Origin of the sequence: Streptomyces sp. SN-593 (assembly GCF_016756395.1) — a bacterium.
GTDB classification, from domain to species: Bacteria; Actinomycetota; Actinomycetes; order Streptomycetales; family Streptomycetaceae; genus Actinacidiphila; species Actinacidiphila reveromycinica.
The window spans coordinates 3,779,726-3,792,674 of record NZ_AP018365.1 but is presented as its reverse complement, the minus strand read 5'-3'; the positions used below and the strand labels follow the sequence as shown (position 1 = coordinate 3,792,674).

23 protein-coding genes, 1 tRNA gene and 1 pseudogene are annotated in these 12,949 nt (G+C 72.2%); 3 read left to right on the top strand and 22 right to left on the bottom strand.

The window, feature by feature from the left end; translation table 11 throughout:
• Positions 1-53 precede the first annotated feature (53 nt).
• From RVR_RS15710 to RVR_RS39145, 20 genes and pseudogenes are all read right to left on the bottom strand, one after another.
• Positions 54-218 carry a hypothetical protein gene (locus RVR_RS15710; RefSeq protein WP_202234443.1) on the bottom strand — a complete coding sequence of 55 codons (165 nt, stop codon included), beginning with the start codon at positions 216-218 and terminating at the stop codon, positions 54-56.
• A gap of 8 nt (positions 219-226) precedes the next feature.
• On the bottom strand, positions 227-541 hold the full coding sequence (locus RVR_RS15705; RefSeq protein ID WP_202234442.1) for a hypothetical protein: 315 nt from the start codon (positions 539-541) through the stop codon (positions 227-229).
• Entirely contained in the window at positions 538-783 is a 246-nt protein-coding gene (locus RVR_RS15700) for a helix-turn-helix domain-containing protein (RefSeq protein WP_202234441.1), read from the bottom strand. The genes RVR_RS15705 and RVR_RS15700 overlap by 4 nt, the downstream gene beginning before the upstream one ends.
• Entirely contained in the window at positions 776-1,228 is a 453-nt protein-coding gene (locus RVR_RS15695; RefSeq protein WP_202234440.1) for a hypothetical protein, read from the bottom strand. The genes RVR_RS15700 and RVR_RS15695 overlap by 8 nt, the downstream gene beginning before the upstream one ends.
• Positions 1,222-1,461 (bottom strand): hypothetical protein, encoded by a 240-nt coding sequence (locus tag RVR_RS15690; protein WP_202234439.1) that lies wholly within the window; start codon positions 1,459-1,461, stop codon positions 1,222-1,224. Before RVR_RS15690 ends, RVR_RS15695 begins: the two co-directional genes overlap by 7 nt.
• Positions 1,442-1,789: a WhiB family transcriptional regulator gene (locus RVR_RS15685; RefSeq protein ID WP_272933085.1), complete on the bottom strand. Its 348-nt coding sequence runs from the start codon at positions 1,787-1,789 to the stop codon at positions 1,442-1,444. The genes RVR_RS15690 and RVR_RS15685 overlap by 20 nt, the downstream gene beginning before the upstream one ends.
• Positions 1,790-1,868: 79 nt before the next feature.
• Positions 1,869-2,093, bottom strand: a complete 225-nt coding sequence (locus tag RVR_RS15680; protein ID WP_202234438.1) for a hypothetical protein — start codon at positions 2,091-2,093, stop codon at positions 1,869-1,871.
• Positions 2,090-2,314: a helix-turn-helix domain-containing protein gene (locus tag RVR_RS15675; RefSeq protein ID WP_202234437.1), complete on the bottom strand. Its 225-nt coding sequence runs from the start codon at positions 2,312-2,314 to the stop codon at positions 2,090-2,092. Before RVR_RS15675 ends, RVR_RS15680 begins: the two co-directional genes overlap by 4 nt.
• Positions 2,311-2,676, bottom strand: a complete 366-nt coding sequence (locus RVR_RS15670; protein WP_202234436.1) for a hypothetical protein — start codon at positions 2,674-2,676, stop codon at positions 2,311-2,313. The genes RVR_RS15675 and RVR_RS15670 overlap by 4 nt, the downstream gene beginning before the upstream one ends.
• A 3-nt stretch (positions 2,677-2,679) precedes the next feature.
• On the bottom strand, positions 2,680-3,189 hold the full coding sequence (locus RVR_RS15665) for a RusA family crossover junction endodeoxyribonuclease (protein ID WP_202234435.1): 510 nt from the start codon (positions 3,187-3,189) through the stop codon (positions 2,680-2,682).
• Positions 3,186-3,881 (bottom strand): hypothetical protein, encoded by a 696-nt coding sequence (locus tag RVR_RS15660; protein ID WP_202234434.1) that lies wholly within the window; start codon positions 3,879-3,881, stop codon positions 3,186-3,188. The genes RVR_RS15665 and RVR_RS15660 overlap by 4 nt, the downstream gene beginning before the upstream one ends.
• The gene (locus tag RVR_RS15655) at positions 3,871-4,125 is read right to left on the bottom strand and encodes a hypothetical protein (RefSeq protein WP_202234433.1); all 255 of its coding nucleotides are present in this window, start codon (positions 4,123-4,125) and stop codon (positions 3,871-3,873) included. Before RVR_RS15655 ends, RVR_RS15660 begins: the two co-directional genes overlap by 11 nt.
• The gene (locus tag RVR_RS15650) at positions 4,122-5,135 is read right to left on the bottom strand and encodes a recombinase RecT (RefSeq protein WP_202234432.1); all 1,014 of its coding nucleotides are present in this window, start codon (positions 5,133-5,135) and stop codon (positions 4,122-4,124) included. The genes RVR_RS15655 and RVR_RS15650 overlap by 4 nt, the downstream gene beginning before the upstream one ends.
• 2 nt (positions 5,136-5,137) lie before the next feature.
• Positions 5,138-6,193 (bottom strand): YqaJ viral recombinase family nuclease, encoded by a 1,056-nt coding sequence (locus tag RVR_RS15645; RefSeq protein ID WP_202238692.1) that lies wholly within the window; start codon positions 6,191-6,193, stop codon positions 5,138-5,140.
• A gap of 5 nt (positions 6,194-6,198) precedes the next feature.
• Complete coding sequence (locus RVR_RS15640) at positions 6,199-6,438, bottom strand: hypothetical protein (protein ID WP_202234431.1); 240 nt, start codon at positions 6,436-6,438, stop codon at positions 6,199-6,201.
• A complete protein-coding gene (locus tag RVR_RS15635; protein ID WP_202234430.1) occupies positions 6,431-7,312 on the bottom strand; it encodes a hypothetical protein in 882 nt (293 codons plus the stop codon). Before RVR_RS15635 ends, RVR_RS15640 begins: the two co-directional genes overlap by 8 nt.
• Complete coding sequence (locus RVR_RS15630; protein ID WP_202234429.1) at positions 7,312-7,470, bottom strand: hypothetical protein; 159 nt, start codon at positions 7,468-7,470, stop codon at positions 7,312-7,314. The genes RVR_RS15635 and RVR_RS15630 overlap by 1 nt, the downstream gene beginning before the upstream one ends.
• Positions 7,467-7,652: a hypothetical protein gene (locus tag RVR_RS15625; protein ID WP_202234428.1), complete on the bottom strand. Its 186-nt coding sequence runs from the start codon at positions 7,650-7,652 to the stop codon at positions 7,467-7,469. Before RVR_RS15625 ends, RVR_RS15630 begins: the two co-directional genes overlap by 4 nt.
• Before the next feature lie 162 nt (positions 7,653-7,814).
• Positions 7,815-8,105: a hypothetical protein gene (locus tag RVR_RS15620; protein WP_237404773.1), complete on the bottom strand. Its 291-nt coding sequence runs from the start codon at positions 8,103-8,105 to the stop codon at positions 7,815-7,817.
• A gap of 30 nt (positions 8,106-8,135) precedes the next feature.
• Positions 8,136-8,309 (bottom strand): annotated as a pseudogene (locus RVR_RS39145) (helix-turn-helix domain-containing protein); the annotation flags it as partial.
• A gap of 193 nt (positions 8,310-8,502) precedes the next feature.
• Between RVR_RS39145 and RVR_RS15615 the strand changes: the two are divergent.
• Both RVR_RS15615 and RVR_RS15610 read left to right on the top strand, forming a co-directional pair.
• Positions 8,503-8,961 carry a helix-turn-helix domain-containing protein gene (locus RVR_RS15615; protein WP_202234426.1) on the top strand — a complete coding sequence of 153 codons (459 nt, stop codon included), beginning with the start codon at positions 8,503-8,505 and terminating at the stop codon, positions 8,959-8,961.
• 347 nt (positions 8,962-9,308) lie between these two features.
• Positions 9,309-10,865, top strand: coding sequence for a LacI family DNA-binding transcriptional regulator (locus RVR_RS15610; RefSeq protein WP_202234425.1), 1,557 nt, complete (start codon positions 9,309-9,311; stop codon positions 10,863-10,865).
• A gap of 105 nt (positions 10,866-10,970) precedes the next feature.
• On the opposite strand, the gene RVR_RS15605 is transcribed toward RVR_RS15610, so the two are convergent.
• Both RVR_RS15605 and RVR_RS15600 read right to left on the bottom strand, forming a co-directional pair.
• Positions 10,971-11,044, bottom strand: a tRNA-Pro gene (locus tag RVR_RS15605).
• Between the two features lie 102 nt (positions 11,045-11,146).
• Positions 11,147-12,070, bottom strand: coding sequence for a metallophosphoesterase (locus RVR_RS15600; protein WP_202234424.1), 924 nt, complete (start codon positions 12,068-12,070; stop codon positions 11,147-11,149).
• Positions 12,071-12,416: 346 nt separating this feature from the next.
• On the opposite strand from RVR_RS15600, the gene RVR_RS15595 reads away from it, so the two are divergent.
• Positions 12,417-12,878 carry a GatB/YqeY domain-containing protein gene (locus RVR_RS15595; protein WP_202234423.1) on the top strand — a complete coding sequence of 154 codons (462 nt, stop codon included), beginning with the start codon at positions 12,417-12,419 and terminating at the stop codon, positions 12,876-12,878.
• Positions 12,879-12,949: the final 71 nt, after the last annotated feature.

Sequence of the window (12,949 nt, the reverse complement as noted above, 5' to 3'; positions counted from 1 at the left end):
CGCCGCGCGCCGCCCCACCTGGAGAGCAGGGCGGCACGCGGCAGGGCGGGGGGTCAGTCGAAGAGGACGTCGAGCATCAGCTCGCCGAACCAGACGAGGATGGCGACGACCAGGCCGACGGCCCACCACCACGGCGGGGTGGTGGTGACGCAGTACGTGACGCCGGCCGCGATGAGGCCGAGGCCGGAACCGAGCAGGAAGCGGGCAAGGGGGTCCACGGGTCTCCTCAGTCGCACAGGTCGTCGTGACCGTGGTGGTGGGTCGTCCCGTGGCCCTTGGCCGGGCCGGCCTTCCACGTCGACGGCGAGCGGGGCGCCGGGATCTTCGTGACCGGCTGCTTCGGGGTGGTCGGCTTCTTCTCCAGCGACGGCGCCCGCTGCGCGGGCGGGCGCGGAGGGCTCGGCTTCTCGACCGCGGCGAGCGCGAACCAGTCGTCGTCACAGTCGTCGTCCCCGGCGACCTTCATGCACCCGGCCAGGACGAGGAGCAGCAGCACGAACAGGGTGGCGACCCCGCCGATGACGAGCTGGCGGCCGGTCACTGCTCCACCACCGTCTTCGGCTCGCGGTTGCGCGACCGCAGCTCGACGCCGGCCTCCAGGAGCAGCGTCCGCGTCAGCCCGAACGACAGGTCATGCTCGGCGGCCAGGGCCCGGATTGACGCCCGCGCCCGATACCCCTCCGCGAGGGCCGTGCGCTTGGTGTCGCGGTCGTCGCCGCGCAGCCTCGGGCGGCGCTGCAAGTCCCGCCGTGCACCGCGCCGTTCCTGCTGGGTGTCACTCATCGTGCGTTCCTTCCGTGGGGTTGATGCGGTGAGCGGCGCGGGCGTCGAGCCCGGCCGCGTAGGTCACCAGCACCCGCAGCGACTCGGCCCGCTCGTCGCGCGAGGCTCCAGCCGCCGCCGCGACGAGTGCGGTGACGTGGTCGTGGTCCCGGTTCGCGTACGCGGTCACCAGCCGGGCGGCGAAGAGGCGGGCCGGATACCCCTCGGCGTTGCCGAGCCGGTCGAGGACCCACGCCTCACCGACAGCCGCGTCCGGAGCCCGGTAGAGGACGAGGAGCGCCCGCATCGCCTCGGCGGCGACCACCCGGCAGAACGCCAGGAGGTCGAGGACGTCGGCCCGCTCGGCGATCCGGCCGGTGACGTCGTCGACCAGGTCCTCGTCGCCGCGGTGCGCGGCCTCGAGAACCTGCCGTGTCCACTCCGTGAGCAGTCCGGGGCTCAGCACGGCGGACCGTCCCCGCTGTAGACGCGGACGATCCGGTCGATCTCGGCCAGCTCCGCCTCGGCACAGACCTTGTCGGCCGCGATGCCCCGCGAGTCCCGCAGGTGCGTGGGCGCCCCGCAGTGGCGGCACGGCAGGGCCTCGGGGTCGAAGTGCCAGTCGTCCGACCAGTCGAGGAGCCCGCCCGGGGGGAGGGCCGGTTTCCGACCGGCCGGCTCACGCCGCCGAGGAGGCATCGGCCTTCTCCTTCGCCCGCTCTTGGCGGCGCTGCCTCTCCGCCGCGCGCCGGGCCTGCCGCAGAAGCTCGGCGCGCTCGTCCTCGTCGAGCCCGCCCCACACCCCGTAGTCCTCGCGGTGGTTCAGGGCGTGCGTCAGGCACTCGGAGCGGACCGGGCACGGGGTGCAGAACGTCTTGGCGTAGGCGGCGTCCACGGAGGCGGGCACGCCGCTCCTGCCGACGGGGAAGAAGACGGCGGTCTCGGTGCCGGAGCACGCGGCGTCGTCGCTCCAGTGGTACGGCCGGGGCATCGTGGTGTGGTCGAGCGGGCGGGGAACACGCGGCATGGTCTGCTCCTTGCTTTCGTCGCGTCCGGACGTGTCCGGCCGGTGTTCGGCGGACATGTCCGGACGTTGTCCGCGCAGGTCAGGGATCTGGAGGGGACAGCAGGGCCGGTATGTCCGGCGGGCTGTCCGGGTCCTGTCCGGACGCGTCCGGATGCCGTGTCCGGCGATGTCGGCGGCGCGGGACGCGACGGATACCGACGCCGAGGGCGGCCAGGCCGAGGAGCAGCGGCACCCACACCGGGGCGGTCGACACCACGGCGTCGACCGTCTCGATGTAGAGCACGAAGGCGTCGAGCCACGTCACGGCGTGAGCCCCATCTCTCCGCGCCAGCGGCTCACGGTCCGGCTGGCCAGGCCGAGCCGGGCGCCGATGACCTCGGCACCCTGCCCGGCCTCCGTCATCACCAGGACTACGCGCCGCTGTTCCTCGTCCGTGAGGTCCGGGCACACCCCCCGGCACGACACGGCACGCTCGACAGCGATCAGGTCGATGCCCTTGTCCCACGTCGCGCCGGGCAGCATCACGAACCGCCCCCTTCGCGGAGCTTGCGGTCCGCCAGGTGCCCGCCGGCCACGCAGCCGGGGTAGTCGCACCTCGGCCGCACGTTGCCCTCCGGCTCCCGGCCGTGATGCCAGCGGAACGCGAGCCTGTACCCGGTCTCGACCTGGCCCCGGAACGAGACGACGGGCGTACCGCGGTGCCCCGTCGCCCCGGTCCAGTGCAGGTGTCCGCCCTCGACCGCGACGGTCCGCGCGGCGAACGCGTCCGCCCACGACGTGGCCGGTTCCCCGCGCCCGGACGGCTGCCGCGCGCGGGCAGCGGACGGCCCCGGCTCGACGGCGCCCGAGGCGTCGTCGAGCGCGGCGGCGATCTCGTCAGCGGTCACCCGTCACCCGGCCTTCCGCCGGGCGCGCGGCGTCTTCGCCACGTCCGAGCGGTCCAGCGAGGAGACGTGCCGGGCGACCACGATCAGCGTCCGGGGGTTGGCGGCGTCCAGCTCGGCCACCCCGTACACGGCGGTGATCTGCGCGTCGTCCACCCACGCGATGCCGTTCCCGGCGTCGCAGATGTGCTTGACCATGTTGTCGACGTCGATGCGCTGCCGGTCCGGTCGGAAGAACACGCAGCCCAGCGCGAGGTTCCCCGTCCACGGCTGCGGGAACGCCCGGCGGAGCTGCCAGCCCGTACGGGTCTCGGCCGCCGTGTCCGCGTCCGTCTTGTACGTCCGCCCCTCCTTCGAGAAGCGGGGGCGGGCCTTGCTCGCCGGGTCGCCGGCGAACGTCACGACCCGGAACTGGGTGCCGCCCGGCGCGAGGGCCTGGCCGAGGAGATGCGCCCGCGCACGGTCGTACTCCTGGCCGCCAGCGGGCAGCAGGCTTCCGGCGGTGACCTCCGTCATGCCGTTTCACCGCCGTCCGCAACCGCGGCAGCGGCGGGCGCCGGGGCCGGGACGTGGAACCCGGTCAGCACCAGCCGGTCATGGTTCGGCGCCTGGCAGTTCGCCTCAGCGACCAGCCACACGCCGGGCAGCGAGGCGGCGTTCAGGCCCGAGTCGGTGACGACCTGGTCGAGCAGCACCGTCGCCAAGTCGCTCTGCCGCCACCCGGGCACCTCGACCTGCGCCGTACGCGTCGCCTCGTCCACGGCGACGACCCGCACACCGGTCGTCGCCCTCGCGTCGTCACGGGCGGCGAGGTACGTGTGCCCGAGCGGCGTGATCGCCGGGCGGGCGTGCACGAGCTGCCCGAGGCCGCGCAACTTCAACTGCGGGAACACGCCGGCCGGGTCGTCGGCGACGCGGCCGGTCGCCAGCTCCCGCAGCAGCGCCTCACACTCGGGCAGCAGCGGCAGCTCACGGGCGAGGCGGGTCGCGCGGACCTGCGCCGCCCGCCAGGCCGCGGTGCGCTGCGTCGTCTCCGCCGAGCACGGGCAGCCCTCCACGGTCTGCCGGTGCTCCTGCGGTGTGGACCCGGCGCACCGGGTGATGCTGTTCCGGCCCTTGTCGCACAGCGCGGCCGTGCAGCAGGCGCAGCGCGGGCAGTCCGCCTGTGCGGGGCGCACGTACTCCGGACCGAAGGTCTCAGCGGACATGGGTTTCCTCCGACGTCGTTGTCTCGGGGGTGGGAGTGGTGGTCTTGCAGGAGCGGCAGCGGCGTCCGCCGGCGTCGAGCGCGTGCGGCGTCTCGCGGCCCTCGGCCGGGCACCAGGCGTACGGCGGGCCGCTCCGGAAACCGGCGGGCGAACCGCCCCGGCGGCGCGGGAAGACCCGCGCCGCCGGGACCAGCAGCCTGGCCGTGACGAGCACGGCCAGGCCGCCGGAGGTCGTTCCGGTCACCGGCGGGAACGCTTCCGGCCGTTGCGGGCCGCGCGCGGCTTCCGCTTCGGCTGGACCCGCTTCCGGGGCAGCGCCCGGACACCGGCGTCCGCCGGGTCCTGCGACGCCTCGGCCGCGTCGTGCGCCGTCTCCGCCTCATCGAGGAGCTGCGCGTCCCCGGCCGGGGCGTGCACGACCTGCACCTCACCGGCGTCACCGGCGTCGTCCGCCTTGAGCAGCGCCACCAGCTCGGCCGACATCGGCACGACCTTGTGCAGCCGCCGCAGCGCGCTCTTGCGCCACATCGCCGGGAAGTCCGTGTGCCAGAACGAGTTCTTCGCCCCGGAGTGCTGCGCCCGCTGGTACGCCTTGCTGTACTCGTCGCGGATCTCCTCCGCGTCCTCCCGCGTCAGCACGATGACCTGCGACCGGGCGCCCGACTCCATCCACGCGAAGGCGTACGCGAGGATCGGCTCGCCCCGCTCGGCCTTCGACTTCGTCAGGGCGGGCTTGTGCGTGAAGTCCAACGGCGCCGGGGCCGTCGGCTCGTAGTTCCACTCGTCGCCCTCGTGGACCATCCCGACGTGGATCGAGCCGACCCGGCCGGACCGGTACATCAGCTCGACGTAGCCCTGGGCCATCGGCACGAACGTCGCCGTCTTGCCCTCCCGGGTGATGACCGCGTGGCGGCCGTCCGGGATCAGGCCGAAGCGGGCGCAGGTCAGGAGAGCCTGGAGGAGGGACGCCGGCGTGCACCGGACCAGGCCCGGCAGCGCGGCCCGCACGGCCGTGAAGAAGGCGGCGGTGTCGATGTGCGACGGCAGGGCCTTCGTGAACTCGTTGCCGTACCGCTCCAGCCAGTTCAGCGCGACGTCGGCGACGGGGCCGCTCTCGCCCTGCGCCGAGGTGTGCAGCTCCTCGGGCGACGTCTGCTGCGCGGTGTCGGCGGCCCGGGTCACCGTCGCCTCGACGGTCGGCTCGGTGGGGTTGGTGGCCGCGCGCACGCGGTCCTTGAGCGTGGACAGAGCCATGATCAGATTCCCTTCGCGGGGATACGCAGGACGCGGGCCCGGTACGCGGCGTACTTCTGGGGCTGCTCGGCCTTGAGCCGGTCCAGGTCGAGGGCGGGCACCATGTGCGTGTACGTGGCGGCCAGCTGCGGCTCGTCCTCGGTGAACCGCTTGCTGGCGAACGTCCCGTTGGCCTTCCACGACCAGGCGGCCTTGCCGTCGGCCTGGGCGATCTCGTTCTCGCCGGTCAGGAGACGGATCTCGTTCTCGACGGCCCGCAGCTCCTCGGCGACGCCCTTCGCCCGCGCCTTGAGGTCGAGGGCCTTGGCGCGCAGCTCCTTGGCCTTGGTCACGTCGACCTGGGCGACGGCTTCCGGCTTGACCGACCACAGCTTCGACAGCAGGTCGGTCGTTGCCTCCAGGCCGTCAGCCTCGGGCTCGAACCCCTCAACGACGTGCCGCTGGAACCAGCGCCCGCAGAAGTCGAGGAGGTAGGCGATCATCTCCTCGTCGCGCTCCAGCCGGTGCCAGATCAGCCGGTTCCCGCCGACGAGCGCGGCCACGTAGCCGTGAGTCCAGCCGCCCACGGCCATGCCCCAGTGCGTCTGGAGCGCGGGGGCGTCGGGGACGCCGTCCTCCCAGTCATCGAGCTGGTAGGCGCTGCGGTTCTTGCACTCCAGCAGCCCGGTCACGGACCCGTCCGCGTCGCAGGTGTACCGGTCGACGTTGACCCGCGCCCACTCGTGCTCGGTGTGCACGAGCGTCCCCGGCGGCATCGCGATCGGGACCCCGCTCCGCTTGCTGAACAGCCCGGCGATGAACCCTTCGATCTCGGTGCCGATCTCGGCGGCCTCGTTGCCCTTGAAGGTGGGGCGCCCGTGCTTGTCCTCGAAGACGTGCCGAGGACCGCGGTACTTGTCCAGGCCGAGGATGGCGGCGACGTCCGAGCCGCCGATCCCGGCGGCGCGGGTGGCGTGCCACTGCGCCTCGGGGGCGTCAGCGGGGAGGAGCAGACGGGCAGTCGGGGCGTCGACCAGGGCGCCGCCCTGTGCGTCGGCCGTGTCGACCAGGGTGGTCATCGTGGTCACTTCGAGTCCTTCCGGAAGATGGTGAGGCGGCGGGCGCCGGCCATTGCTTCGATCTCGGCGGCGAGCCGGATCGGGTCGGCGGCGGTCCACGCCGCGGTGGTGATGTCGTCGCCCTGGTCGAGGGCGGTCAGGGTCCGCGCCATGCAGGCCCGGAACCGGTCGGGCTCGTCGCTGGACGCGACCCGCATCCACGCGACCTCGCCGACGGGCTGCTGAGTGAGGTAGAGGTCAGGCACTGGGGACCGTCTCCTTCCGGCACACCCGGCACCGCAGGCTGACGAACTCCCCGTCGGCGCCCCGGTAGTTGATCCGGCCGTCCTCGCAGTCCGAGCACGCGGCGCGGGCGGCGGCCAGGTCGGCGAGGAACAGCGCCGCCTGGCGGGCGGACATGTGGCCCGAGCGGGCCTTCATCTCCTCCATCACCCGCCGCGCGGCCTCGCCGTGGCCGCGCAGGTCGAGGAACTGGGCCGCCTGCTTCGCGTGCAGGCCCCGGATCTCGGCCGCAGCGGTGTGGAGCAGGGTGACCGCCTCGGTGTACTCACCGGCGTCGGCCGGGCCGATGGCGACCGCGTGCGCGGCGGCCTTCTGCTCCGCCTCTTCGAGCTGCGCCACACGCTTGCGGTGCTCGGCCAGGACCGTGACGTACGGGTCGACGTGCCCGCACGGGTTCTTCCACTTGTCGACCACGAACCAGTCGCCGTCCTCGTGGAACCGGTACGGCACGGCCGATCCGCGCGGGCCGCCGCACACCGGGCACTCGGGCGCCACGGTGACGGTCACGATCCGCACGCCGACGTACTCGGTGCCCGACCCGCGGTCGCACACGCGGTACGTCATCGACGCGGGCCGCGGATCCGGGACCGGGAGACCGGCCACGTAGCGGACCCAGACCGCCCAGCCCTCGTCACCGGCGGGGGCGGTGTACGCCTCGAACGTCCCGGCCGGGGCGTACGACGGCATCCTCACCGCGTTCGGGATACGGCGGGCGGCGCTGCTGCCGCCGGTGCTCGCCGGGTAGACGCCGGCCAGCTTCCAGACCCCACGGTCGGAGCGGGCTTCCAGCGCAACGGCGCGGTGGTTCATGCGGCTGCGGGGGCCGGAGGTACCCATCAGCGACCACCACCGTTCTCGTGACCGGTGCCGGCCGGGGCCGACTGCCGGGGCAGCAGCGCGACGAGCGAGCGCCGCGTCTTGAAGTGGGAGGGGTGGCGCAGCGGGGCGCACAGGTTGCACGTGCGCGAGCAGTGCGGCGTCTGGTGGTTCGTCACAGCTCACCGCCGTGACGCTGGCCGGGGATCTGCTTGGACTGGCCGAACAAGGCGGCGCAGTGGCGGCAGTCCGTCGGGTCGTGCGGCTCCTCCTGCGGGGCGGTCGCGACGCGGTGCGCGACGACCGACGCGGGGAGCAGTACGAACGCCGCGATCATGGCGGCGAGGATGACGTCGCTCATCAGCGGGTACCTCCCAGCAGAGCGGGGAGTTCGGCGGCCGTGAGGGCCGCAGTCCTGGGGTTAAATGTGCGTGCCAAGGTGACCTCGGTTTCGTGGTGTTGAGGTGGCCTGGTGATCTGGGGTCGTCTGGACCAGGCCCGGTCCGGGCGGCCCCTTGGGGCGTCAGCCGCTACGGAGCTGCGCCGTCTCGGCGAGCGGGCGCACGGCCGTCATCTCGCTGATCTCGCGGATGTCGCGGCCGGTGAAGGTCACGCGCTTCGCGCCGTCGTTGAACGGGATCTCGCGCCGGTACGCCTTGCGCTTGAGCTGGAGCGCGGACCACGGCAGGAAGCTGGCGGCCTCGTCCGGCGTGTAGTGGAAGACCTCGCCGTCGGGGGTGCCGGGGTACGGCACCGTCCGACCGCTGTCGGTCTTCGGGGGAGGCGCCGCAGCGTCCTCCGTCGTGATGGGCACCAAGGCCCCTCCTTGGGTGATGTCGTCTACGGGAACAGCGAGTGCTTCCGCCAGTCGGCAGAGCAGCGCGTCACCGGCCCCAACACACCCCCGCTCCATGCGGGAGAGCTGGCTGGGGGACGTATTCGCGAGTCGAGCGAGGTCGCGCAGGCTCAAGTCCTGAACCTGACGCAACGCTCGAATCGCCGTTCCGTTCGGTGTCACGTTTAGAGACTAGACATAAGCGATCACCCAAGCAAGACATGTCGGGTACTTCTGCGTGTATTTTCTGAACATGACTGAACGTGCATGTCTAGGGAAAGGTGCAGACTTCTGCGACCCCGTGTGCAACAAATGCGCCCGTGTGCGCTGCTAGTCCGCTCTTGCTGTTGCATGGCTGTGCGGCATGATGGGGAGCATGACCAGAGACTGGGCGCGGCTCGGCGAGAAGCTGAGGGCGGCACGTATCGCGCGCGGCGTGGAGCAGCAGGACGTTGCTGAAGCGATCGGCGTGAAGCGGGGCGCTCTCCACAACATCGAGAAGGGCAGCATCCGGAAGGTCACGCCCACGGTCCTCGCGTACGCCAGGACCGTGGGATGGACCCCGGAGTCTGTAGACCTCGTGCTTGACGGGGGCGAACCCGTCGAGCAGGGCGTGCCGGCCGAGGCTGCGCCGGAGCCGCCATCCGACCTATCCGCGAGAGTGCAGAAGTCCCTCCGGGAGGGGCCGCTGATCGACGCCCGCGTCGCAGAAGTAACCACTCCGTCCGGGCGCGTCCGGGCGACCATCGTGATCCGAGGCGAGGACGGCACGCCGCTGGAGGACCTGATGGCGGCCCTCGACTCCCTCAAGATCGACGTATCGACGGACGATTAGTCTCACTAATCACCCTTTCGGGCCGTTTTGCCGTACCCCTCCATAACTTTTCCCGCTTTTTGCGTCTACGCGGTTAGATGTGCACAACAGGTGGAGGAGCCACACATTCTCGGGCTGGGGGTACGGCTTGACGTCACAGCCATGTCACCGCGCACAGCGCGTCATCGGGGTACCAAGAGAAGTCGTCGCCTGGATCGATCACGACCGGCTGACCGGGGTGCTCTTGCTGAACGACCAGTGCTTCACCGCAGGCGATGCGGAAGCGATCTCCGACTTGCTGGAGCGAGGTGATTACTCAGCGGCCGATGTGATGGCCGCCTTCACAACCACAGGAAGGTGATGCCACCGTGGCCTACGCCGAGAAACGCGTCGCCAGAGGGAAGACTTACTACCGGGCCTGCTATCAGCGCCCAGACCGCAAAGCCCAGGGGTACGTGGTCGACGAGGACGGCCGAGCCGTCCGGTACCCGACGAAGACCACCGCGCAGAAGGCGGCCGAGAAGGCCGAAGCCGAAGCGTACGAGGAAGCCAAGCGGGGCCGCTGGATTCCACCCGAGCAGGAACGCGCCGCCGCCCAGGTCACGTTCGGGGAGTTCGCCAAGGAATGGCTCGCCGAGCAGGGCCTCGCGGACTCCACGATGCAGAACTACCCGCGCAGCCTGGCCCACCTGTTGCCGACCTTCGGCGACAAGGCCATCCGCGACATCACCGGCCCGATGGTCGCCGCGTGGGAGAAGGCGAAGCTCAAGAGCGGGTGCGCGGTGAGCAGCGTCCGCACGTACCGCTCGCTCCTGCACCTGATCCTCGCCGACGCGGTCGACGCCGGCCACGCCGAGAAGAACGTCGCCGAGCGCCGCCGGGGCCGGGGCCGGCGGCACGGCCGGAGCCAGCGGCGCGGGCCGGAGAAGCAGATCACCACCATGCTCGGCTCCCTGCTCATCGCCGAGCGGGCCTCGCTGCTCTCCGGCCGCGACGACGAGTTCGTGGCCCACATCCAGAAGACGTACACCGGCATGCGCTGGGGCGAACTCGTGGGCCTGGAAACGGAGTTCGCGCGACGGGAATCGCGCTGCTTCCGGATCGAGTGGCAGCTGTACGAACTCGACACCGGCGAGTTCGTCCGCTGCCCGCCGAAGGACGACAGCTACCGGAACGTCGACTCGCCGTTCTGGCTGTCGAACCTCGTCGCCGACCACGTGACCCGTACGAAGCCGCAGCCCTGCTCGTGCCACGGCAGCACGTACGTGTACAGCGGCCGGGGCGTCGGCGGCACCCGGCAGGCCGGGCCGACGCTCCGCCAGGTCGCCGAGCTGGCCGGGGTCTCGACCGGCACGGTCTCCAACGTCCTCAACCGGCCCGAGAGGGTCGCCGAGGCCACGCGCGTCCGCGTCGAGAAGGCCGTCGCCGAACTCGGCTTCGTCCGCCAGATAGGGCCGTCCCGCGAGGCGGCCCACTGGCGGCGCAGCGGCCACGCCACGTGGATCTTCACGCCGGCCGCAACCGGCTGGTACCCGAAGAAGGCGCCGCAGGACGCCCACCCCGTCCCCGTGACGGGCGGGGCGTTCCCCGGCGTCCCCGTACGGGGCCGCGGGGCCTCCGGCCGCGCAGAGGCGTGCTGGATGCCCATCAAGGACCGGCTCACCCGCCACGGCCTCCGGCACGGGCACCGCACGCTCATGGAGGAGCTGGGCACGCCCAAGGTCCTCATGGACGACCGGATGGGCCACGAGGACGGATCGGTCGGCGCGCGCTACAGCCACGTCACCGACACCATGCGGGCCACGCTCATGGATCAGCTCACCGAGGTCTGGTTCGAGTCGCTGGATTCCCGCCTGCTGTTGCATCCGCGTTCGCCGGTCGCGGTGCTCGACCGGCTGTTGCAAGAGCGTGCCGCGTCCCGCTGATCCGGCCGACCAAGATCACACCCAGTTGACACCCAGAACGCTCCTGGAACGCAGTCAGGGCCGGTCTCCCCGAAGGGAAACCGGCCCTGACCTGCTGTTACGAAGTCGGGGTGGCGGGATTTGAACCCACGACCTCTTCGTCCCGAACGAAGCGCGCTACCAAGCTGCGCCACACCCCGGTGCAACGAGGATTACTCTAGCGGACCCGGAGCCCGAGGCGAAATCCGGTTTCGGGGAGGGGCCGGGGGCGCCCCGGGGGCGGGTGGGCCGGGGGAGCGGGGTCAGGTCAGGGTGAGGAGGGTGGCCTCGGGGGGGCAGGCGAAGCGGACCGGGGTGTAGCGGTTCGCACCGCACCCCGCGGACACGTGGAGGTACGACGTGGACCCGGTGGCGGTGTGGGTGGACAGGCCCTTCACCCGGTCGGTGTCGATGTCGCAGTTGGTGACCAGCGCACCGTAGAAGGGGATGCAGACCTGGCCCCCGTGGGTGTGGCCGGCCAGGATCAACGGGTAGCGGTCCGACGTGAAGGCGTCCAGCACCCGCAGGTAGGGGGCGTGGACCAGCGCGAGGTTGAAGTCCGTGTCCGGGTCGGGGCCGCCGGCCACCTCCGCGTAGCGGTCGCGCTTGATGTGCGGGTCGTCCAGGCCGGTGAGGCCGACCACGGGGCCGTGGTCGAGCTTGACCCGGCCGCGGGTGTTGCTCAGGCCGACCCACCCGGCCGCGTCGAACGCGTCGCGCAGGTCGCCCCAGGGGTTGCGGATCGCGCCGTGGGCGCCCCCGCTCTTGCCGTTGAGCCCGTGCTGGCCGCGGGCCTTCTCGACGAGGTAGCGGCCCGGGTTGCGGAACTTGGGGCCGTAGTAGTCGTTCGAGCCGAAGACGTACGCCCCCGGGAAGCGCAGCAGCGGGCCGAGGGCGTCGAGCACCTCGGGGACGGCGGTGGGGTCGGAGAGGTTGTCGCCGGTGTTCACCACGAGGTCGGGCCGCAGCCCGGCCAGCGACTGGAGCCAGCGGCGCTTCTTGCGCTGGCCGGAGACCATGTGGATGTCGGAGAGCTGGAGGATGCGGATCGGCCGCATGCCCTCGGGCAGCACCGGCACCTCGACCCGGCGCAGGCGGAACGACCGCGCCTCGAAACCTGCCGCGTAGGCCACGCAGGCCGCGCCAGCCGCCGTCACACCGAGGGGGATTCCGTATCGCGCGCGCATGCGTCCATCGTGTCAGAGTCCACACCCGCGGTGTGCGCTGGTACGGCCCCGGTACGACGGTATGGCCGGTAACGCTCCGGCGCGACGGCCGGTACGACAGCCGGTACGACGGTACGACCGCCGCACGGCCCGCCGCGGTCCGTCGTACGGTGCGACCCGTCCTACGGTACGACCGCGGCACCGGCGGCGGCGCGACCGTCCTGCGGTACGACCACCGCACGGCTGCACGGCAACGCCACGGCCCCGGCACACGGCCGCGCCCCCCGCACGCGGCCGCACCCCCCCGCACACACCCCCACCCGGATAATCCGGCGCACCCGCCCCCCGGTAGTGCGAAAATCGGCGTATGACCACGACCCTCAAGCAGCGACTGCACGACGACCTGACCGCCGCGATGAAGAGCCGCGACGAGCTGCGCTCCGCCACGATCCGGCTGACCCTCAGCGCCATCACCAAGGAGGAGGTGGCGGGTGACACGGCCCGGCAGCTCTCCGACGACGAGGTGCTCAAGGTGATCGCCCGCGAGGCGAAGAAGCGCCGGGAGGCCGCGGAGGCGTTCGCGCAGGGCGGTCGCGCGGAGTCCGCGCAGCGGGAGCGGGAGGAGGGCGAGGTGCTCGCCGAGTACCTGCCCAAGCAGCTCGACGACGAGGCGCTCGCGGCGGTCGTACGCTCGGCGATCGCGGAGTCCGGGGCGTCCGGGCCCAAGGCGATGGGCGCCGTGATGAAGGTCGTGAACCCGAAGGTGGCCGGGCTCGCGGAGGGCGGGCGGGTCGCCGCCGAGGTCAAGCGCCAGCTCGCGGCGGGCTGACCCCGCCACCTTCACCAGGCCCGCTCGGCCCGGTCCGCCCGCTCGGCACCCGCGCCACTCCCGCCGACGGC